We start from the raw sequence: 20,621 nt of genomic DNA, 5'->3' as shown, positions 1-20,621 counted from the left end.
GTTCGACCTCCGTCCGAAACGTTTATAGGCTGAACAGGCGCAATACCACGGCCTTCAGGCCGTGGATACGCGCCGTCACTCAGTGCCATGTTCCACCGACTTCGACAGGGCTNGAGTCGCTCGACCGGCACGGGTGGAGTGCCAGCAAACTGTGGAACGTCGCTAACTACCATTCCCGGAAAGTATGGGAGGAAACCGGCGAGATACCCGACCACGAGGAGTTAAAAGACGAGTTGAAGACGCATCCAAAATACAAGGGACTGCACTCACAGTCCAGCCAGCGGGTTCTGGAGGAACTCGCTGAAGCCTTCAACTCGTGGTACTCCAGTGACGATGANAAATACAAGGGACTGCACTCACAGTCCAGCCAGCGGGTTCTGGAGGAACTCGCTGAAGCCTTCAACTCGTGGTACTCCAGTGACGATGACAGGGACAATCCGCCCGGCTACCGGAAAGAAAACTACTACGACGACGAGGGCCGCCGCGTCCACGAAGAACACCCGCGTTCTACCGTGACGTGGAAGCAAAACGGTATCCGCCACGACACCAAGAACAACCGCGTGCGCCTCTCCAAAGGTGCCAATCACAAGGAACACCCTCGAGCNACGTGGAAGCAAAACGGTATCCGCCACGACACCAAGAACAACCGCGTGCGCCTCTCCAAAGGTGCCAATCACAAGGAACACCCTCGAGCGTGGGAATACATCCTCGTCGAATACGAGACACGCCCCGGCGTCGAGGTTGAGAACTTGCAACAAATCAGGGCCGTCTACGACCAATCGAAGGAGCGATGGGAACTGCACCTCGTCTGCAAAGGCGAAATCGAGACGCCCGACGCCCCCGGCAACGAGACAGCGGGTATCGACCTCGGNAAGGAGCGATGGGAACTGCACCTCGTCTGCAAAGGCGAAATCGAGACGCCCGACGCCCCCGGCAACGAGACAGCGGGTATCGACCTCGGCATCAGTAATTTCGCCGCCGTCGCGTACAGCACCGAAGACGCCGACCTCTACCCCGGCAACCGCTTGAAACAGGACGGCTACTACTTCCCGAAGGAAATCGCCAACTGCGACGACAGCGGTGGGGATAGGGCCACTCGACTCCACCACAAGTGGTCGGAACGCCGTACACACTTCTTCCACTCTTTGGCGAAACACATCGTCGAACGGTGTGTCGAGAAGGGTGTTGGCCGCATCAACGTCGGTGATNAACGCCGTACACACTTCTTCCACTCTTTGGCGAAACACATCGTCGAACGGTGTGTCGAGAAGGGTGTTGGCCGCATCAACGTCGGTGATTTGGAGGGTGTCCGCGATGACGAGAACGGCGAGTCGAAAAACTGGGGTACGGATGGCAACCTCGACCTACACGGGTGGGCGTTCGACCGCTTCACCTCGATTCTCGAGTACAAAGCGAAGGTCGAAGGGATCGAGGTCGTGNATGGCAACCTCGACCTACACGGGTGGGCGTTCGACCGCTTCACCTCGATTCTCGAGTACAAAGCGAAGGTCGAAGGGATCGAGGTCGTGGAAGTGTCCGAACGCGACACGAGCAAGACGTGTTGCGTTTGCGGGAGAGAAGACGATAGTCAGCGCGTTGAACGCGGGTTGTACGTGTGTGAGACGTGTGAGGCGGCGTTCAACGCTGACGTGAACGGGGCGGAAAACATCCGTCTCGACAGCAACGCAAGTAACTCCGAGTCTGCACCCAGTTTGGGTGAGGATAGGAGTACCGGCTGGGTGGCACAGCCCGGAGTCTACCTTCATGACCTCTCCCGAGGATTCCAACCTCGGACAGCGGTGGTAGACTCAAAACCCTAATATCCCAACCTCGGGATTCCTCCGCCTNGATTCCAACCTCGGACAGCGGTGGTAGACTCAAAACCCTAATATCCCAACCTCGGGATTCCTCCGCCTTCAGGCGGAGGTGGATGTCAATGAGTGGTGGTCTGTGAAAATAATGCAGAGATCGAACGATGGTCTATAGTAGTCAGTGAAACGATTTACACACCGATCGCGACGCCACCTTGCGATCGGGTGTGCAGTGACTTTCACTGACTACTATAGCGGGTGCAGGGGAGAGTCGAACAAGCGGTCACGAAGTACGACTACCACTACCGGTGCTCCCGATTCGTGTTTACCGCGCCAAGTACGACGGCGCGAAAACAAACCGTGATACCTGCGAGGAGCACAACTGCGGAGAGGATAACCGTCAGCGGCGAAGTGTACGCTGGCGGAACGTATCCAAGGAGGAAAAATAGCGTCGTAACGAGGCCGAACAGTGCCGCGGTAAAGCCGGGCGCGCCAAGGACGGTGTTCGGACGTTCGAACCCCGCCGTTTCGACAGCTCGTTTTACGAGAACGAGGCCGTGAACGATTGGGTTGTGGCTACTCGCGTTGTCGACGTCGTAGCGGATAGTCGTTCCAACCTCCTCGATCCGGTAGCCGTGGCGGTGGGCGTGATAAAGGACGTCGATACTGGCGTCCATGTGGTCCCCGAGTGGCTCCGTTGCCAGTGAGCGGATTGCTCGCGCGTTGTAGGCCCTGAACCCGCTCTGTGTATCTCGGACCGCTGCATTTCCTCCGCGCATACTCACGTTTACCAGCGTGTTGACGACCCAGAGTCCGATCCGTCGATAGACCGGAAGCATCGTGTTCGAATCGGGTGAGAATCGGCTTCCGACGACGATTTCGGCGCCCGTATCTCGCTGTCGCTCGAGTAGCCTGGGAATATCCGCGGGGTCGTGTTGTCCGTCCCCGTCGAGGATAACGAGGTGATCGACGTCCCATTTGAGCGCCCGTCGAAACACCGTTTTGAGCGCACCGCCGTAGCCGAGATTTTGCCGGTGTTCGAAGACGGTCGCACCCGCACTCCGAGCGACATCAGCGGTGTCGTCCGTGCTGCCGTCATCGACGACGAGAACCGTGTCGACGTACTCTCGGGCCGCCGAAACGATCGACGCGATCGAATCTCCTTCGTTGTACGCGGGGATACCGACGATAGTGTCGGTTCGCGTTTCGTCCGCTTTGATTTTCGCGTGCACGACGTACGCAGCGCTCTCTTCAAACTCGACCAGTGCGCGGTCGTAGTCGATCCGCTTTTCGAGATCGTTGTGAATTATCAGTCCCGGGTAATCGAGCCGTCGACACTCTTCGATGAGCGCCTTTGCGGCCGAGTCGTCGCTCGCTTCGGGAGGGACGACCCGGGCGCCCAGTTGCGTGGCAAACGTCAGCGCTTCTCCCGCGCCCCCCGCTCGATGGGTGACGAGAACGGGGTGCCCGTGGCTGTGGGCACGAAGAATGACGCGGGCGGTCTCATCGGCGTACTCGTCTGCAACGATCACCCCGATTGCCGGCTTCTTATTTGGCTCGGATCGCACTAAATTCGGACCGCTTTGTTGTTTTATATTGTATACCACGCTGAACCATCCCCTTGAAGAACCGGCGACGACCGTACCATATGCTGGCGAGAAATACGTCCAGACGCGTTCGGTCTAGATTCTCCACTCTCACCCCCCTGGTACTCTTTCGGTTCAGCGATAGCTGAACTGAACCATCCTCTCTCGGACATCATTCGTGCCCCGTTGTGCCGAGACTGAAAAAGGAACTACAATCGTTTCATCGCACCTGACACATTAAAACACGTGACGAAAGTTGATATGACCTTCACGAACCCACAGTGTATATAGAAAACAGACATTGATCAGTCGAATCCGTTTTATCATTTTATAATAATCTAGTTAGAATTGAAATAGCTGGTGAAAGGACCGACAGCAGTGAGTCGCGATTCGATTCGGAGCGGAAACAGTAACCGATCGGTCGATAGAAATGTCAGCTCCGTCGAACGGTATACCGGTATTTCTCGAGTCGCTCGAACGGGTTCAAATCGCTCGCTCGCATCGGTATTGGCGGGTAATCATCGATGAACTTGCGATTCCGCCTACTCTGTGACTCGCTTTCACCAGGTGTAATTGGCCGCCGCTCGACTCGTGATTCACCGACGAGATGCGGCAGTGAGCTCTCGTTCGTTTCACCGGTATCATAGCGTCAACAGCCGCCTTACTCCGTTGAACTGGTAAAATTCGTAATTTGGGTCTCCGAAATGCTAGTTACGGTAGTTACGTTTATTATCGACTTTCTCGAGCGATACATCGAAGGTCGGTAGCTCAGTGGACAGAGCGATCGGTTCCGAACCGATTGGTCGGTGGTTCAAATCCACCCCGGCCTGTACGCCGCTCGATTTCTCCGTCATGAACGATTCGGACGATCACAGAAACGGCTTTCGACGCGGACCGGCAGCGACGCACCGCGGTCGTCGACTCCCGACTCACGGGTCGATCCCGGACGCAGTCGATGGCGGTGGCGGTGGATGACGTCTGCCGGATTTCTCGAGCGACGGGGACGGGCGCTCGCGATGGGCGTTCTCCTGTTACTCCTCTGTGCGACGTTCGTCTGGTCGGGTGCGGCTGGCGACGACCGCTCCCGGGAGCCCGTACCGGACGAAGAAGCGGTCGGCCCGACGCCTGAACGCTACGTCGGCGATCGAGTCGAACTCAACGGCGTCGTCACGGAGACCGATCCGGTGCTCGTCCAGCTCTGGTACGACGACGGTGGGTGGGTCGTCACCGTCGAGGGAACCGGCGTCAGCGACACCGAGATCGATTCCGGTGCCGAAATATCGGCGTACGGCGTGCTGACTGACCAGAACACCCTCGAGGCCGAGCGGGCGGTTACGCGCGAACCGTGGGAGCTGACGTACATGTATTTGATCTCCGTTCTCGGAGCAGCCGGCGTCCTCTATCGGGCCGCCGCCGGGTGGCGGTTCGACCGGAACGAGTTCGCGTTCGTTCCCCGCGACTCCGGGACAGCGGCGACGGACGCGTCCGACGAAGGGGGCGCGTCGCACGCCACCGACGAACCGACCGAAGACGAGTACGCGGACTCGAACGGGGGCGGCCGCCGTGGCTGATCTGCTGACGCACGTCCTCGTCGCGTACGTCCTCGCGACGCTGCTCTCCTGGCGGTACGACTGGCTCACGCCGCCGTTCGTTACGGTGGCGATGATCGGCGCCGCGATCCCCGATCTCAACCGCCTCGACCTCGTCGTTCCGTCCGAGACGATCACCGCCGTGACCGGGGTCCCCTTCGATTGGGGCGCGTTTCACGTCCTCGGCGGATCGCTGCTCGCCGTCGCGATCGGGGCGTTGCTGACCGCACCGCCACACCGCCGACGCGTCGCCGGATTGTTGCTTCTGGGAGTGGCCTCTCACCACGCGCTCGACGTCCTGTTGATCGACGCCACCGGCTACTCTTACCCCGTTTTCTGGCCGCTCACCGACTACCAGCCGCCGTCAGGAAACCTGTACCTGAGCACGGATCGCTGGCCGGCCGCGGTAAGCGCCGTCCTTGCGGGCGTCGTCTGGTACGCCCGGTACCACCGGTAGTTCGAGGTGAGCGAACGACCTCACGGCAACGAGCCACGAATCGCGTTTCTGGCCGCCCATCGAAGCCCGCAAACGAAGGGGACGGGATCGTCGAGGCGTGCCATGTCGAAGTTCGGCGACCGGAGGCAGGACTCGATAATCCGCCACGCCGTCGCCGGAACCGACGGGCGGTCCACGATCGCCGACTCGTCGTATCGGAGGCTCAGTAGGTGGTGTAACTCGCCGTACAGCGAGTGCGTGCTGACGCCGCGCTTGTACCCGGGATTGATCGCCGGCGGGCGCCCGGTCGCCAGGTGGCAGTAGTACGCGGGGAAGTCCGCACCGGCGCGGACGGCCGTCGGAAGCGACTTCCAGAACCGCGGGTTGAGTTCGAGAAGCTTGTACTCGCCGGTGGCCGTATCCTTGGCGTACTCTACGCAGGCGACGCCGTGCCACTCGAGCGCGTCGAGCAGCCGTCGGCCGACGCGCTCGAGTGCCGGGTCGTCGATCGATTCCCGATAGACGCCGCCCCCGCCGGTGTAGGAATCGCCGCGGATCTGCCGATGCTGAAACGTCGCGACCGTCGTTCCGCGATCGCAAAGCGCGGCGAAGACGTACTGGTCGTCGTTTCGGACGTACTCCTGGACGATCGGACTGTGTTTCATCGTCGAGCGGATCGCCTCGGGGTCCGGATCGCGCCCGGCCGGAACGTGGATCACGTCCGATTGCGTACTCGATTTGGATTCGGTGTACGACGGGATCTGGGCCGCGGTGAGGTGGTTGTACCGGGATTTGACGACCACCGCATCGTCCCAGCCGTCGAACGCTTCGAAGCGCCACGTCTTCGGAACCGGAACCCCCGCGTCGACGGCCGTCTCGTAGAGGGCCACGCGGTCGTTGATTCGGCGCAACGATTCGGCCGACGGAACGCAAAGCGAGACGTGCCGTTCGAACGCTTCCCCGTACGTCGTGAGAACGTACGGATCCGCCGGGCGGAGCGGCAGGATCGTTCTGACGCGCGGCTGGGCGGCGAGCGTCAGCAGTTCGTCCCTGTAGCCGAGCAGATCCTCGTACGGGCTACAGATGCGGACGTACTCGTCACAGAATCGCGACCGGCCGGCGGGAACGCGCTCGTGTTCCGAAACGACGATCGGTCTGAGACCGCGTCGGGCGAGCGATCGAACGCACGTGTATCCCACGGGGCTGTACGTCGCCGGGACGAGAACGGCATCCCGCGTCGCAGCCCGTTGGGCCATCGTACCGAATACTGCCCCTCCGTACACATATATCCCGGCGACTGTTCGCCCCGACAACTGCTCGTTCCGACGAACCGGTAACGGAGCGAGGGGCTCGTGAGACTCACCTGCCGTCAGATACGGAGTGCGACGATCCGCTCGGACGGACCGCCGAGCGAGGTGCTTCTGAGAGCCGTCGCACCCGGTCGCTCCCGCACCACGTCGAGTCTATTGCCGCGACGTCAGTCGGACCCGTCCTCGAGTGCCACCGTCTCGACGTCGCCCCTCGCCAGTTCCTCGTCGCTGTCGGCGTCCCAGGCGGCGGCGAACCACTCGTACACCGTTCCCGGCTCGAGTCGAGTGAGCGTCGCAGAGAACTCACCCGGACTCGACGTCGAGCCGACTGGTTTCCACTGCCACTCGTCGGCACCGGCCTCGCGATAGTCGACGTAGCGGTTGACCGCATCCGCCTCGCCGAGGCTCTCGAGATCGCCGATCGCCTCGAAGCTCGTCGTTCCGACGTTGTCCGTCCTCACCGACGAGATACGGGCGGCTTCCGGTTCGTCAGGTGCGTCCGTGGTCACGGTCTCGACGTCGCCGGACACCAACTCTTCGTCGCTGTCGGCATCCCAGGCGGCGGCGAACCACTCGTACTCCGTTCCCGACTCGAGGCCGTCGACGGTCGCGGAGAACTCGCCCGGACTCGTCGCCGAACCGACTTCGACCCACTCCCAGTCCCCGGCGCCGACCTCGCGGTAATCGACGTACAGCGTCACTTCGTCCTCGTCGCCGAGCCCCTCGAGATCGCCGACGGCTTCGAAACTCGTTTCGGCGACCTCGGTCGTTTCGACCGTCGAGACGCGCAGTTCGTCGTTCGCGTCCGGTTCACCGGTAGTCACGGTCTCGACGCTCCCTCTTGCCAGTTCCTCGTCGCTGTCGGCGTCCCAGACGGCGGCGAACCACTCGTACTCCGTCTCCGACTCGAGGTCGTCGACGGCCGCGGAGAACTCGCCCGGGCTCGTCGCCGATCCGGCTTCGACCCACTCCCAGTCGCCGGCGCCGACCTCGCGGTAGTCGATATACCGTTCGACTCGCGACCGACCGCCGAGATCGGTAACCTCGCCGGTGGCCTCGAAGCTCGTTTCGCCAACGGTGGCCGTTCCGGTCGTGTTCACCGCCGGTTCGCCGTCAGCCTCGTCCTCGCTTTCCTCGGGAACGGACTCGTCGCCGTCGCCGGGCGTGTACTCCCAGACGCGACACCAGTCGACGGCCATCTCCTCTTCCCACGCGTACGAGAGATCGGCGTTGCCGATGCGATTGACGTGCGTGGTGAACATCATGTAGAAGGGAGCGCCCGCGTTGACCGCGTCCATCATGCTCGAGGCGTCTCTGGACCCGACGTACTCCCCGTTGAAGTAGAAGTCGATGCTATCTTCGTGCCAGGCGCAGCCGTAGACGTTAAACGAGTCGGTCAGGTCGACGCCCGTGTAATGTGGCAGGGAGTTGTGCGTGTGGGTCGACTCGTCGTTCGTCTGGCCGGAGGTCGACCAGTGAACGTTGAAATGAGCCGTCTCGGCGTCGACGCCGCCGTCGTGAAAGAGTTCGACGAAATCGATTTCGGGCGGCCAATCTTCCGTGTTCGGTTTCCCCCAGAACGCGGGAAGCAATCCTTCCCGACCCGGCATCCGTATCCTCGCTTCGAAGTAATGGCCCGGACCGAACGACTGTCGGTTCCGGGAATTGATCGCTCCCTGGTACACGTCGTTGCGCCCTCCCCCGCCGTGGGTGATCAGCAGGCGGAGCGTTCCGTTATCGACGACGACGTTATCCGCGGTAACCGTAGCGTCGTCACCGTTTGCATCGTTCCCCCAGCCGAAGCCGACGTCCCAGTTATCCGTATCGAGCGTCGATCCTTCGAACTGATCTTCGAGGACGAGGCTCCAGTTTTCCGGATCGCTCGGACCGCCGTCGGTCGCCGAGACGGGAGCTGCCCCGATCGTGAGGCCGCCGACCGCCGCCGCGGTGCTCGCGCCGGTCAGTTTGAGCCAGTTTCGGCGACTCACGAGTGATCTGTTTTCGTCACTATCTCTACTTCCAGACTTTCGTTCGCGTGCCATCGTTCCGATTCAGTGAATGAATTCGGTTCCTATAATTCTTTTTTGTAAGAAGAAACTCACGATTCATACATTATTTAACTAGATATCTAGTCGTAAATTTAGTACCGGTGAACGACCATCAAATTCTAGTGCAATAGCTTCAGCTGAGAGAGACCCTCTCTACCGCTCGATCAGCGGCGGCCAATCGGTCGCTGACGGCGGCCATCGGTTCGAGACTCGCGTGTTACTACCGGTAGTTTTTCTGATATCGCACGTGTTTCTCGTTCGCACGCCGCAGCTGACGGGCACAGCAGTTCCCGGCCGATTACGGTGTGCCGCCTACGCACGTGCAAACCGAACGACCGATACCCTCGAGCGGGTGCCGATCAGCGCTCCCACGCCCTAACCCAGTCGATCTCCATGTACGCGGGGAGATCGTCAGACGAGGGCTCGCCGATAAACGACGCGTCGACGCCGAAGTTGAGAATAAGACGCATTTCGGTCGTCGAGATGTACTCCTCGTCGTCGAACCGGTACACTTCTTCGCCGTCAATGTACCAGACGATTCGATCCTCCCGCCAGTCGACGGCGTACTCGTGAAAGTCGTCGCTGAACGTCGAGTCGCAGTACGACGCCTGGTCGTCGGTGATGCTTCCCTCCGAATCGCGATAGTGGTAGTTGACGTACGCACACGGATCCGAGCCGAAGAATTCGAAGATGTCTATTTCGGGCGGCCACGCGTCGTCCGGCGTGAGCCAGAACGCCGGCCAGAAGCCGTCGACGGTCGGCGGAACGCGAATTCGGCCTTCGATGAAGCCCGGCGAGAACGACCGATACGGGGTCGCGACACCCGTCGTGTACGGGACGACGTCCGATTGCTCCTCGTCGCGTTCGTCGTCATCGTCGTCGCCTTCCGTCTCTTCGTCCGGTCCACCGACGTCACGGCTCTGGTCGGCCTCCTCGAGGTCGCCGATATACCGCTCTTCTTCCCTGGCCTCGAGAACGAGCCGATCGTCGTAGACGTACGAGTTGTTCGTGGACGCGTAGGCGTTGAAGTTGTGTATCCGTTCGCCCCACGGGAACTCCGTCTCCCAGACGCCCGCGTCGACGGTGTTTTCCTCGAACCAGTCCTCGAAGACGAGCTCGAGTTCGTCGTCGTCTTCCGGCGGAACGTCGGGGATCGTTTCGTCGTCGCTCGTTTCGTTGTCCGCGGGATCGGTCTCGTCGGGCGCGCTGAAACAGCCGGCGCCGAACGCGGCGACGGCCGCGGCGCCGGTACGGAGAACGGTACGTCTGAACGGGGTATCGGTATTTCGGGTCATCGGTGGGTATCGTACAACGGACGGATCGCCGCTCGGTCGATTACCGCCGGCATTCCTCTCGAATCCAGATCTCTCTCCAGCGGTCGGGATACCGACGCTGCAAGCGGTAGATATCTCGAACCTTGACGTAGGCTGCGATCATTTGGTAAAACTCCAGAAACGCGACGTAGAATCCGCGGTAGCCGTCGAGGAGTCCGCGACTGATCACGAGTCGGTCGCCGGCGACGGCGATTCCTCGGACCAGAAACGAGAGGAAACTCTCGCCGCCGTCGCCCTCGACGGCCTGGAGGGCCTCGAGCGCGCTGTACTGCATCATCTTCGATTCGATCTCCGAGGCGCGGTCGAACCGGTAGTGGTCGATGCGACTCGAGAGCGTCTCCGTCCGATCTTCGTACGCCTCCTCGACGGAGAGGCGCTCCCAGATGTACTCGTTCTGGAAGTACAGGACGTCCTTGCGGGCGAGATACGGTCGTTTGTAGTGGTACTGGTTGGTTCGAGCCCCCATCATGTACTCCTGTTTTTCGATGAGGAAGGCGACGATTCCGGGTGTGCCGAACGTCGAGAGGATCTCGTCTCTGAGCGTCTCCGGTACCTTCTCGTCCGCGTCGAGGATGAACACCCAGTCGTTTTCCGCGTGCTCCATCGCCTGCGTCTTTATCTGGGCGAAGCTCTCGAACTCGTGCTGGTAGACGTTCGCGCCGTACGCTTCGCAGCGCTCGACGGTCCCGTCCTGACTGTTACTGTCGACGACGACGATCTCGTCCGTCCAGGCGTGGACGCTCTCGAGACACGCGTCGATCGTCTCGACGTTGTTTTTCGTGGTGAGACAGACGGAGATCGGCAGCGACTCGAGCGGTCCGTCGTAGCTCGCCGACTCGCCGGAACTGTGTCGGTCCGAAAACGCGGTCTTGACGTGTTCGACGAGGTGATCGTACGTGTAACTCATGCGTCGGTTGATTCGGTGTTGCGCTGCCGGGACGACTCGACTCCCCTCGAACTGTCGGTCGGTCGGTATCCTGCCATGCGTTCAGAGGCTGATATCCTTGCGAACGAACGGGCCAACGGTTCTCGTGACGGGGAGCGGGAGTTTCTTCCAGACGCGCTTTACCGGCTCGTATTTGTCGTCTTCGGGATCCGGAAGGCTGGCGTCGCCGTCGGGGAAGTAGTGATAATCGTCGTACCACGTCTTCGACCCGCCGAAGCTCTTTTTGAACATGTAGACGCCGGACCCCTCGCGGGTCCGCCCCATCTCGTACGTCTCGTACCCCGCCTCGGCTGCGCGCTCGAGGGATTTCCACAACAGCCAGCTCCCGCCGTTTAGCTCCCGGTACTCGTAATCGTTGACGACGCCCCACTGATAGGTGGTTCCGCCGAGCGAGAGATCGAGGATCGCGTTGATCGGCGAGCCGTTTCGCCGTATCATCCCGAGGTGAACGTCTCCGGGTCCCGCTTCCGTAAGCTCCCAGAGCGTCCGGAAGAACTCGAACGAGTGAGCCGGCGTCCCGTGGCCCCGCATCGACTGGAGGTGCAAGTCGTAGTACTCGCGGAGCTCCGACAGGGATCGTCCGACTGTGTACTCGAGCGTCGGATCGTCGGCGGCCTGTTCGATCTGTCGACGTCGACTCTCCTGGACGTTTTCCCAGACTCGTTCCGTGCCACCGGAGAGATCGACGCGGTGCGTTACGAAGCGGGTCCGCTTTTCGAACGGATCGATGTCGTCGAGATCCTTGCCACGGAGACTGACGAAATCGACTGCTAGTTCGTCGGCCAGCGATCTCGCGTGATCCACCAACAACGACGTCACCGCCGAGGAGGCGGCCTCGTCGACGACAACCGAGCCTCGAGCGGCGTACGGCGGGGAGACCAGCTTGGAGCCGAACACGAAACTCTCGATGTGAACGAGCGGAAGCGCGCCGACGATCTCGCCGTCCGCTTCGACGGCGAGGTAGTACCGATCGTGGCCGTACGTTTCGACCGCGTCCCCCCACTCCCACGACCCGTACACCGGGCCGTCGTTCTCCTCGAGAAACGCGTTCCACGCCGCCGGCTTGCGGTACGTTCGGACGTCCAACTGCGAGGTGCTGGGTGAAGACTCGCTCATGATTCAACTCACCCAGCGGTCCACAACGGTCGACAGCAGTCGGACGTCACCGTTCGCTCGCGCGGTTCGTGTTTCGTCCGTTCGTTTCGCGTTGCGGCGTGCGCTGTCGTCTCTCATACGAGGCCACTCAGTACCGGGGGTTATGAATCACATCCGTACCCGACTGACCGGTAAGCGAACGCGACAATCGGTCGCGAATCATTACCCGCGAAACGGTTCTGTAGTCCCTTCGTACCCCCGGCGCTAACGATCGACTACTCCCCTCACTCTCAATACCATCGTTCCTCACTATGCGGCCATGAATCTCGGCCGTTCGACCTTCAAACTCTTTCTCATGCAGTCCGGACGGTCACTGATCCTCTTTTTCGCCGTGATCTATTTCGCACGCCAGCTCGGTGCGAGCGAACTGGGTTCGCTGTTCCTCTTTCAGGCGTTAATCGGTTTACTCTCGATTCCGGCGGATCTGGGCGTTCGCGGCGCTCTCGAGAAGCGACTGAGCGAAGGCGAAGATCCGGACCGAATGCTCGGATCGGCGCTGTTCCTGAAAGCGATTCTGTACGCGTGTGTCGCCGCGGTCGTCCTGGCCGCTCGTCCCTTCGTGAACGCGTATATCGGAGCCGATCTGGCGATCGTGCTGATTCTGGCGCTCGCGACGTTCGAACTCTCAGACCTGTTCGTCCAGACGTTGCGCGGCGAACTTCGGGTCGGCGAAACGGCCGGCGTCATGTTCACGCAGCGGTTGCTCTGGGTCAGCATCGGCGCCGTCGCGGTGTCGCTCGGCTACGGCGTGATGGCAATCGCCGTCGCGCTCGCCGTCTCGGGTCTCGTGACGGCCGTCTGGGGATACACGAAGTGTCGGACCCGAATCGGCCGGCCGGCGATCGGACCGATTCGATCGCTCGTCCGGTACGCGAAGTTCCACGCGATCTCGTCGACGGGAGGCCGGGTGTACCAGTGGATGGACGTCGCGATTATCGGCTTTTTCCTTACCCAGCAGTTCGTCAGCGTGTACGAGGTGTCCTGGCAGGTTACGCTCCTCGTGTTACTCGTCAGCAAATCCATCGGCTGGACTATCTTCCCGCAGGTAAGCCAGTGGGACGCCGACGGAAACCAGGACGAGATCGAGTGGGTCGTCTCGAAGGGGATCTCGTTCGGATTGCTGTTTTCGGTTCCGGCGCTCGTCGGCGGGACGATTTTCGCACCGGAGCTGCTGGGGTTCCTGTTCGGACCCGAGTACGCGATCGGCGCCGCGGTGCTCGCTATTCTGCTGGTCGAGAAGCTGGTGCAGTCCGTTGACGATATCATCGAAAGCACGCTTCGCGGGATAGACCGGCCCGATCTCGCCGCCATCGCGACGCTCGTCACCGTCGGGGTCAACCTCGTTCTCAACCCCGTTCTCGTTCTCACCGTCGGGTTCGTCGGTGCAGCGATCGCGACGACGGTCGCCGGCATCGTCAGCGCAGCGTTGCACTCGTACTACCTCAGTCGGCTCATCACGATCGAGTTTCCGTATCGGATCGCCGGCTGGTACGTCGCCTCGTCGGCCCTCATGGGCGCGATTCTTCTCGGCGTTCAATCGATCGTCCCCGTCACGAACACCGCCGTGTTGTTCGCCATGATCGGATTCGGCATGGTGCTGTACGGAATCTTCGTGATTTCGATCTCGACGGTCCGAAACGACGTCGTCGTTCCGGCGGTACGAGCGCTCATTTGAAGCCGCTCCGTTTCGACGCGGTCGATCGTCGAACGCCGTCAGCGCTCTCCGCCGATCGATCGACTTCGGCTTCGAATCCCCGCGTCCCGTGCAGGTCGTCGCGAGCCGGTCCGATCCGGCGCTATTCCGGAACGCCGGAGCGTCGGAGCCACCGAACCGAGTGACACGCTGATCACGACGCCATCCTGCGAGCAGATGTGCGGGGGCGGTCAGCGGCTACTATAGCGGTGTCGTAGACGCTACGCGTCGCGTTCGGACGACTATCGTCAACAGGGAGTACTGAAACATAAATTGAACATTATTCGAAAAACAGTCGAGAGCCGTTAATCCGACAGGGGTTTTTCGAGCGGTACCCGCGCAGACAACCGCTCGAGATTTCATCAATGGCACACTCAATATCGGTTTTCGATACGTCCGTCGACTGGCGTCCGTCAGTGGTTATTACGATCGTGCTGAGCATGCTCGTCGGATTCTGGGTCAGCATCGGTCTCGGGTCAGTCGGCCTCGCGATTCCGCCCGTTCGAGCGCTGTTCGGCGTGGTACTGCTCGGGATCGTTCCGGGCGGATTGCTCGTTCACCTCCTCGGCGTTCGAACGCGCGGCGCCGGCGAGTTCTCCGTGTTCGCGGTCGGGCTGAGCCTCGTCGTGCTGTCGGTCGTCACCGTCCTCGCGAGCGTGATTCTTCCGCCGCTCGGCGTCGCCGAACCGCTGTCGTTGATTCCGCTCGCGGCTATCGTCTCCGCACTTATCTTCGCGCTGTCTCTTTTCGCGTGGCTCACGAGGGACCGGTCGCGCGAGCTTCACGTTCCGATCGCCAAACCACTTTCCACGTACGCTATTCCGTGTCTCCTTCCGGTGCTGGCCGTCGTCGGCGCCTGGCAGATGAGCCGCTTCGGTGCCAACTACGGAATGGGACTGTTCGTCGTCGGCGTGGCGCTCGTCACGCTGCTTTCCGCGACGCGGTTGATCCGACCCCAGCAGTATCCGGTCACGGTGTTTCTCGTCGCCGTCTCCGTACTCCTCCACCGAAATCTCACCGCGACCCACGTCGTCGGCGCGGACATCCAGTACAACTTCTTTCTCTCCTCGGTGATCGCAGAGAACCACCAGTGGGCGCCGGACGTCGGCGGATCGCTTTCGTCGCTGCCGGTCGTCGCTGCGGTGCCGGCCGCGTACTCCGTCTTGACGGGCCTCGAGCTAACGACGGTTCTCATCGTCGTTTATCCGATCATCTTTGCGACGGTTCCGGTGGGGCTGTACTACCTCGCACGCGATCTCTTCGGGACGAACGTCGCACTGTACGGCTGTCTGTTCTTCGTATTTTACCACGGCACGTTCTATCATACGCCTGAAAAACAGCAGCTCTCTCAGGTGTTCGTGGTGTTGTTGCTCCTCCTGTATTTCCATCGCAGTTCTCACGGGCGGGGGGAGAAAGCCGCCGCCGTCCTGTTGGCGATCGGACTCGTCCAGTCACACTACGGTTCGGCGTACGTCTTCGGACTCTCGGCTCTCGCCGCATCGATCGGGCTTTTCCTCCTCGATCGAATCCACGGGGGATACGACAACGGGCTTTCACCGCTGTACCCGACCGGGTTCCTCGTCGGCGCGACGGCGTGGTACGCCTACGCCTCGAGTCAGTTGCTCGAGACGCTCGCTTCGATTCCGGTGTCGATCGTCGCGCAGCTCGCGACCCTCGGGGAGGATACCGCCGCCGGATCGGGGGCGAGCTACGTCGCGGGCCAGGAAGCGCTCGTCCAACAGGTAAATCTCGCGCTCTACGTCCTGTTGACGCTGCTCATCGCACTCGGTCTCGCCTGGAAGACGTCGTCGACGCTCTATCGCGTCTGGCGGGACGTCACGCTTCGTCGAGACCAGGTCGAATTCACCGCGATCGCGCTTCCGCTGTTTCTCTTTCTGGGCACGTCGTACGTGCTCATCGTCGACCTGTGGGCCGACAGGGTGTATCAGATGGTTCTACTGGTTCTCGCGCCGTTCGCCGTCGTCGGGTTCTCCGCGCTCGCCACAGCGGCCGAGCGCGCTCCCGGCATTTCGAAGGAGCACTGGTCGGCGATCGCGGCCCTGCTGGCCGCCCTGTTCGTCATCAACGCGGGTCTTGCGGGCGCCGCGATCGGGTCCGCCTCAGACTACACGTTCAACGAGGACGCACACGACTACTCGTTCAGCGACGACGAGATCGAAGCCGCCGAGTGGATCGAAAGCCAGCCCGACGTCGAGCCCGTCGAGACGGCGGCCGACGCCGAGGCGTTGTCGGAGGACGACCTCGCGCCGATATACACCGACCGAACGTCCTCCCAGCTGTTTCGCGCCGTGACACCGGAGGGACACTACACCGTCGAGATCGTCATGCTCAAAGACGAGTGGGAACCGACGTTCGAACCCGAAGAAACCCGCGACGGCTACGTGTTCATCCGCCACGCCGCGATCGACGACGGCGACCCCGACGAAGTTCCCGTGTCGTCTCTGAGCGCCGCCGAGGTCGAGGTCGTTCTCGAGGATCGGTCGATCGCGTATCAGAACGACGATGTGACGATCGTCGAACCGGCCACCGGCGCGGATTGAGCGACTATCGGCGAGGCTGAACTGTCAGACAGTCGACAATAAGTGTCCGGACGAAAATACGACGTTTCCGTCCGGGGTGCGTCGGGTAATCCCGTATTCTTCTCCTCAACGTTTATTATGCCCGTCGCAGATGAGCGCTTTCACATGGCAGCCACGCCGACACAGAGCGACGACGGTGAGCCGCTCGTTTCGTACGTTATCCCGACGTACAATCGCCCCGACGATCTGGCGGAAGCGGTCGACTCCGTCCTCGAGCAGTCGTACCGGCCGATCGAGGTGATCGTCGTCAGCGGATCGACCGACGAGACCGCCTCGATGTTCGAATCGGGCGCGCGTTTCGACCGACCGGAGGTCACGCTCTACGACTTTCCAACCCGGTTGAGTCCGCCGGAAGCGCGAAACATCGGCTACGAACGAGCCTCGGGCGAGATCCTCGTCACGACCGACGACGACGCCGTCTTCGCGAGTCCGGACGCGACGGACATCATCGTCTCTCGGTTTCAACGCGAAGCAGACGTCGGAGTCCTCGCGTTTCAGAGTCGCGACTACTACGACGACGAGATCCTCAGAAAAGAGATTCCCGATCCGCCGGACTTCGAGACCGATCCGACCGAGGAGTACCGGACGACCAGCTTCATCGGCGTCGGCACCGCAATCCGTCGGTCGGCGCTCGAATCGGCCGGCGACTTCCCGGATAATTTCGAGTACGGGTTCGAAGAGATGGACCTTTCCATCCGCGTCCTCGATTCGGGATACGACATTCTCTACGTCCCCTCGGTGGTCGTTCGCCACAAGAAGTCACCGACGGCTCGACGGCCGGACCACGTCGTCCTGGAACTGCTGGTCGGCAACCGGATCCGGCTGGCCGTTCGGAACCTTCCGTGGCGCTACGTCGTGTTCTCGACGCTGCTGTGGTCGGCGTACGGATTCGCCCGTACGGGGTTCAAAATCGGACCGATGAAACGAATTTTCGAGACGCTCTGGCAGCAGCGAAACGAGCTGTTGGCGCAGCGAAACGTCGTCGACGGAATGACGATCTCGCTGGTCAAATCCAGGGATACGATGCTGTTTTTCTGGCTGTACGGGCCGCATCCACGGCGCCTGCTCGGTAATCCCGAACGGTTCACCTGGTGATGCGGGCATCGGTTTCCGATCGATCGTCGGACGCGTTCTCGAACGCGGCGTACAGTTCGGACATCGTGACGAAGCGAAATCCGCGCCGCTGGAGAGTCTCGATGAACGATCGAAGGATCGCGTACCCTCGGTCGCGGCGTCGTTCGTAGAGTAGTCGGTACGACGAGGGAAGCGAGTCGATCGCCGACGGGGTCGTGAGGTCGTGCATATGCAGATCGAAGACGATCACGCTCGGCGGACGCCGCTCCGTGAGCCACTGATACGGCCGCCCGAGCACCTTCAGATACGAGAGCGAAACGGGAACCCGCACCGTCGAAGAGAAGGGCGTCAACGGGAGTTCGACCAGGTCGGGACGCGGCGCGTGAGGGAAGATCGGTCGGTCGATATTGTCGAACCGACCGGGTCGCCACGTCGGAAAGAGGCTCGAGCTAAAATCGACCTCGCGTTCGGCGAGGAGTTCGTACCCGTCGGACGGAATCGCCCCGTCCGGAAATCGGTACCCGACGACCTCGTTCGCGTACCGGTCGTCGATTCGCTCGAGACTCTCGTCGAGTTCGGCCGCGAAATCCGCCCGCTTCGGATGCGGGTGCGTGTGCGAGTGCGCGTGGAACTCGACGGGAACCGACGCCCGCTCGAGGGACTCGACGGCCTCGGGCGCGTCCTCGAGCAGCTCCGTCTGCAGAAAGCAGGTCAGCGGCACGTCGTACGTCTCGAGCAACGAGCGCAGTTTCGGCGTCCGTCTCGCGGCCTCGTAGGTGTTCGTCTCGAGCGCCGTCCCGTAATCACACTCCAGATCGAGCGTCAGTGCAACCGCGCCGTCGAAGGGCCATCCGGCGTCGCCGAGGGGCCCGATCGGCCCCGTCATCGATCCGTCCTCCAGGTGCGTCGCTCTTCGCTCGTCGCGTCCCGAGTTCCGAGCCGGTCTCGGTCGTCGGCACCCGTCCTCACTCCGACCAACGCGCTCGGACGCACGATGGGTACCGACTCCGTTGCCCGTGTGCGTTTCGTTGCCCGTGTCACGGCGAACTGCTGTCCGCTGTCGAGCATTGTTATAGGCGGGATACAGAGACGCTCCGACGCGAGGGATTCGGCGCTACCGATCCGTTGTGACTCGTATTTCCGGCGCGACGACACAAGGCGGGGTTTTCGTCGCGTCACCACCGCGATAAACTCGCCCGTGCCGGTGTCCGCCCTCGAGGCGGCCCGCGCCGCCTTTCGACACCACGTGTTTCGTCGACACCGTCGGAAAATGGTTATTGTCCGATAAGATGGCGCCGCGAATTCGGGGCGAAACGCTCTGCCGTGCCGGTTCGCGTGCGACCCGCGCGGCCGCGCTCGGCGATCCCCGCCCAGCGACACCTAGTACGTCAGTTCCTGGTAAACACGCTTTGCCACCGACATCAGCGGTCCGGATTTGAGTTCGTAGTGCGAGACGAGTTCGGGTGCGTACTTGCTCTTCTGTTCGACGAGTTGCTCTTTGTTCGCGTTTCCGAGGTCGTACGCGACGATCGACTCTAGCTCGGGCTCCGTGAGAATATCGCTCATGAGGTGTTTCTCGAGGAGGCCGTTTACGCTCGTGCCCTCGTAGTACGCCGGCGTCCCACCCATCCACGAGTAGGCGACCTCGTCGGAGTACAGCACTAGTATCCCGCTCAGCCGTTCGCCGTCCGGCCCCTCTACGACGTAGACCCGCGCGTGATCGCCGAGCGCGTGTACCAGGTCGATCGCGAAGTCTCGAGACGTCGGCATGGAGAGCCCTTGCTCTTCGAACCGGTCCTGATAGCGATCGTAAACGAACGCCGCAGCGTCCACGTCCGCGACGGAGACCGTGAGCGGGAGTTCCTGTGCGTCCCGTATCTCCGTCCGAAGATCTTTCGAAAACGACATCATCACGTCGTCGATATCGCGGTCGGCGAGGTCGATGCTGTAGGTAAAGCGTGGTTCGACGTCGAACCCGTGCCAGCGAAACGGACGCGGATCCGCGTACGCCGGCGTCGCCACCGTTCCGACGAGCGTTAGCGGATCGTCGGCACCCACCTTTTCGAGGACCTGTTCGACGAACTCTCGGTTCGTTCGCTCACGCTTGTGGGGTTTCGGACTCGCCGGCAAGAGGATCGGTCCGAGCCGAGGGACGCTAAACCCGGGCGGCGGAGACAGTACGGCCGTGACGCCGGCGATCGTCCGAACGAACAGCGGCATCAGCCCGACGAGCTGTTCGCCGCGATAGCCGCCGTACAACAGCAGCCGACCGGACCAGTACTCCTCAAGCACCTGGAGGGCTTCCGGACGATGGAAGACGCCGAACCCGTCCGCCGGAAACTCGTCCTCCCATTCTTCGAGTGTGAGTTCTTCGATTCTCATTACCCGGAGGGGCCGACCACGAGATGTTTCTTATACGCCGGTAATCGTTGTGAGCGACTAATGTCCCGTAACGGGCGGTAGTACCCGGTCACTTCTGCACGAGCGCAACCGAACCGACCGAGCGCGCCAGACCACGTTCGTCGGCGTCGCAACCGATTTCCCGCCAGCGGGTCCAATCGTTGGTTACCTCGTCTGGTCGAGAGTTCTCACTGACGGGTGCACGCGGCATCGTTTCGCCGCGTCGCGGTCTGATCAACCGATCGGCAGTTAGCGTGATGGAGCGAACCGCTTATCCGGCAGGTCATGGAACCGACCAACGTATGAAAGCTGTCGTTCTCGCGGCGGGCCAGGGGACACGTATTCGACCTCTCTCTGATTCGGTACCGAAACCGATGCTGCCGGTCGCCGACCGGCCGCTCGTCGCCCACACGATCGACGCGGCGATCGACGCCGGCGCGGACGAAATCGTCCTCGTCGTCGGCTACGAAGCCGACACCGTCCGCGACTACTTCGGCGAGACGTACCGCGACGTTCCGGTCTCGTATGCGGTCCAGACCGAACAGGCCGGGACGGCCGACGCCGTCAACGCCGCCAGCGAACACATCGACGGCCCCTTCGCCGTTCTGAACCTGTCTCTTATACACATCTCTGAGCGGG

General features: G+C 61.7%; 15 protein-coding genes and 1 tRNA gene. 8 read left to right on the top strand and 8 right to left on the bottom strand.

What is annotated here, in order from left to right; all coding sequences use genetic code 11:
* Nucleotides 1-65 precede the first annotated feature (65 nt).
* Entirely contained in the window at nt 66-1,820 is a 1,755-nt protein-coding gene (locus tag C493_RS03470; protein ID WP_049889106.1) for a transposase, read from the top strand.
* Between the two features lie 293 nt (nt 1,821-2,113).
* Here the strand turns inward: C493_RS03470 and C493_RS03465 are convergent, their stop codons facing one another.
* Nucleotides 2,114-3,379: a glycosyltransferase family 2 protein gene (locus C493_RS03465; protein ID WP_241430871.1), complete on the bottom strand. Its 1,266-nt coding sequence runs from the start codon at nt 3,377-3,379 to the stop codon at nt 2,114-2,116.
* A gap of 775 nt (nt 3,380-4,154) precedes the next feature.
* Here C493_RS03465 and C493_RS03460 point away from each other — a divergent pair.
* The 3 genes from C493_RS03460 to C493_RS03450 all read left to right on the top strand — a co-directional run bounded on the left by C493_RS03460 (nt 4,155) and on the right by C493_RS03450 (nt 5,443).
* Nucleotides 4,155-4,227: transfer RNA gene (locus C493_RS03460), tRNA-Arg, on the top strand.
* Between the two features lie 141 nt (nt 4,228-4,368).
* On the top strand, nt 4,369-4,968 hold the full coding sequence (locus tag C493_RS03455; protein WP_007258014.1) for a hypothetical protein: 600 nt from the start codon (nt 4,369-4,371) through the stop codon (nt 4,966-4,968).
* Nucleotides 4,961-5,443, top strand: a complete 483-nt coding sequence (locus tag C493_RS03450; RefSeq protein WP_007258013.1) for a metal-dependent hydrolase — start codon at nt 4,961-4,963, stop codon at nt 5,441-5,443. The genes C493_RS03455 and C493_RS03450 overlap by 8 nt, the downstream gene beginning before the upstream one ends.
* Nucleotides 5,444-5,463: 20 nt before the next feature.
* Here the strand turns inward: C493_RS03450 and C493_RS03445 are convergent, their stop codons facing one another.
* The 5 genes from C493_RS03445 to C493_RS03425 all read right to left on the bottom strand — a co-directional run bounded on the left by C493_RS03445 (nt 5,464) and on the right by C493_RS03425 (nt 12,176).
* Nucleotides 5,464-6,678: a carboxylate--amine ligase gene (locus tag C493_RS03445; RefSeq protein WP_007258012.1), complete on the bottom strand. Its 1,215-nt coding sequence runs from the start codon at nt 6,676-6,678 to the stop codon at nt 5,464-5,466.
* Nucleotides 6,679-6,899: 221 nt separating this feature from the next.
* Complete coding sequence (locus C493_RS03440; protein ID WP_007258011.1) at nt 6,900-8,720, bottom strand: family 16 glycosylhydrolase; 1,821 nt, start codon at nt 8,718-8,720, stop codon at nt 6,900-6,902.
* Nucleotides 8,721-9,139: 419 nt separating this feature from the next.
* Nucleotides 9,140-10,075: a glycoside hydrolase family 16 protein gene (locus C493_RS03435; RefSeq protein ID WP_007258010.1), complete on the bottom strand. Its 936-nt coding sequence runs from the start codon at nt 10,073-10,075 to the stop codon at nt 9,140-9,142.
* A gap of 40 nt (nt 10,076-10,115) precedes the next feature.
* Nucleotides 10,116-11,021, bottom strand: coding sequence for a glycosyltransferase family 2 protein (locus tag C493_RS03430; protein WP_007258009.1), 906 nt, complete (start codon nt 11,019-11,021; stop codon nt 10,116-10,118).
* A gap of 81 nt (nt 11,022-11,102) precedes the next feature.
* Nucleotides 11,103-12,176, bottom strand: coding sequence for a lipid II:glycine glycyltransferase FemX (locus C493_RS03425; RefSeq protein WP_049889105.1), 1,074 nt, complete (start codon nt 12,174-12,176; stop codon nt 11,103-11,105).
* Nucleotides 12,177-12,474: 298 nt separating this feature from the next.
* Between C493_RS03425 and C493_RS03420 the strand changes: the two genes are divergently transcribed.
* The 3 genes from C493_RS03420 (at nt 12,475) to C493_RS03410 (ending at nt 17,603) form a co-directional block, all read left to right on the top strand.
* Nucleotides 12,475-13,890 carry a flippase gene (locus tag C493_RS03420; protein WP_007258007.1) on the top strand — a complete coding sequence of 472 codons (1,416 nt, stop codon included), beginning with the start codon at nt 12,475-12,477 and terminating at the stop codon, nt 13,888-13,890.
* 434 nt (nt 13,891-14,324) lie between these two features.
* Nucleotides 14,325-16,469 (top strand): DUF2206 domain-containing protein, encoded by a 2,145-nt coding sequence (locus C493_RS03415; RefSeq protein WP_007258006.1) that lies wholly within the window; start codon nt 14,325-14,327, stop codon nt 16,467-16,469.
* A 144-nt stretch (nt 16,470-16,613) separates the two neighbouring features.
* Nucleotides 16,614-17,603, top strand: a complete 990-nt coding sequence (locus C493_RS03410) for a glycosyltransferase family 2 protein (RefSeq protein WP_007258005.1) — start codon at nt 16,614-16,616, stop codon at nt 17,601-17,603.
* Here C493_RS03410 and C493_RS03405 read toward each other — a convergent pair.
* Together C493_RS03405 and C493_RS03400 are read right to left on the bottom strand one after the other, a co-directional pair.
* Nucleotides 17,593-18,468 (bottom strand): polysaccharide deacetylase family protein, encoded by an 876-nt coding sequence (locus C493_RS03405; protein ID WP_007258004.1) that lies wholly within the window; start codon nt 18,466-18,468, stop codon nt 17,593-17,595. The genes C493_RS03410 and C493_RS03405 overlap by 11 nt on opposite strands.
* Before the next feature lie 494 nt (nt 18,469-18,962).
* Nucleotides 18,963-19,964, bottom strand: coding sequence for a GNAT family N-acetyltransferase (locus C493_RS03400; protein WP_007258003.1), 1,002 nt, complete (start codon nt 19,962-19,964; stop codon nt 18,963-18,965).
* A gap of 320 nt (nt 19,965-20,284) precedes the next feature.
* Here C493_RS03400 and C493_RS03395 point away from each other — a divergent pair.
* Nucleotides 20,285-20,621, top strand: a 337-nt coding sequence (locus C493_RS03395) for a sugar phosphate nucleotidyltransferase (RefSeq protein WP_152421088.1), incomplete at its 3' end; no start/stop codon positions are given.

The organism is Natronolimnohabitans innermongolicus JCM 12255, from assembly GCF_000337215.1.
In the GTDB taxonomy this organism is placed as follows: domain Archaea; phylum Halobacteriota; class Halobacteria; order Halobacteriales; family Natrialbaceae; genus Natronolimnohabitans; species Natronolimnohabitans innermongolicus.
Note: the sequence above shows the minus strand (reverse complement) of the source record. Positions and strands in the feature narration are given on the sequence as shown.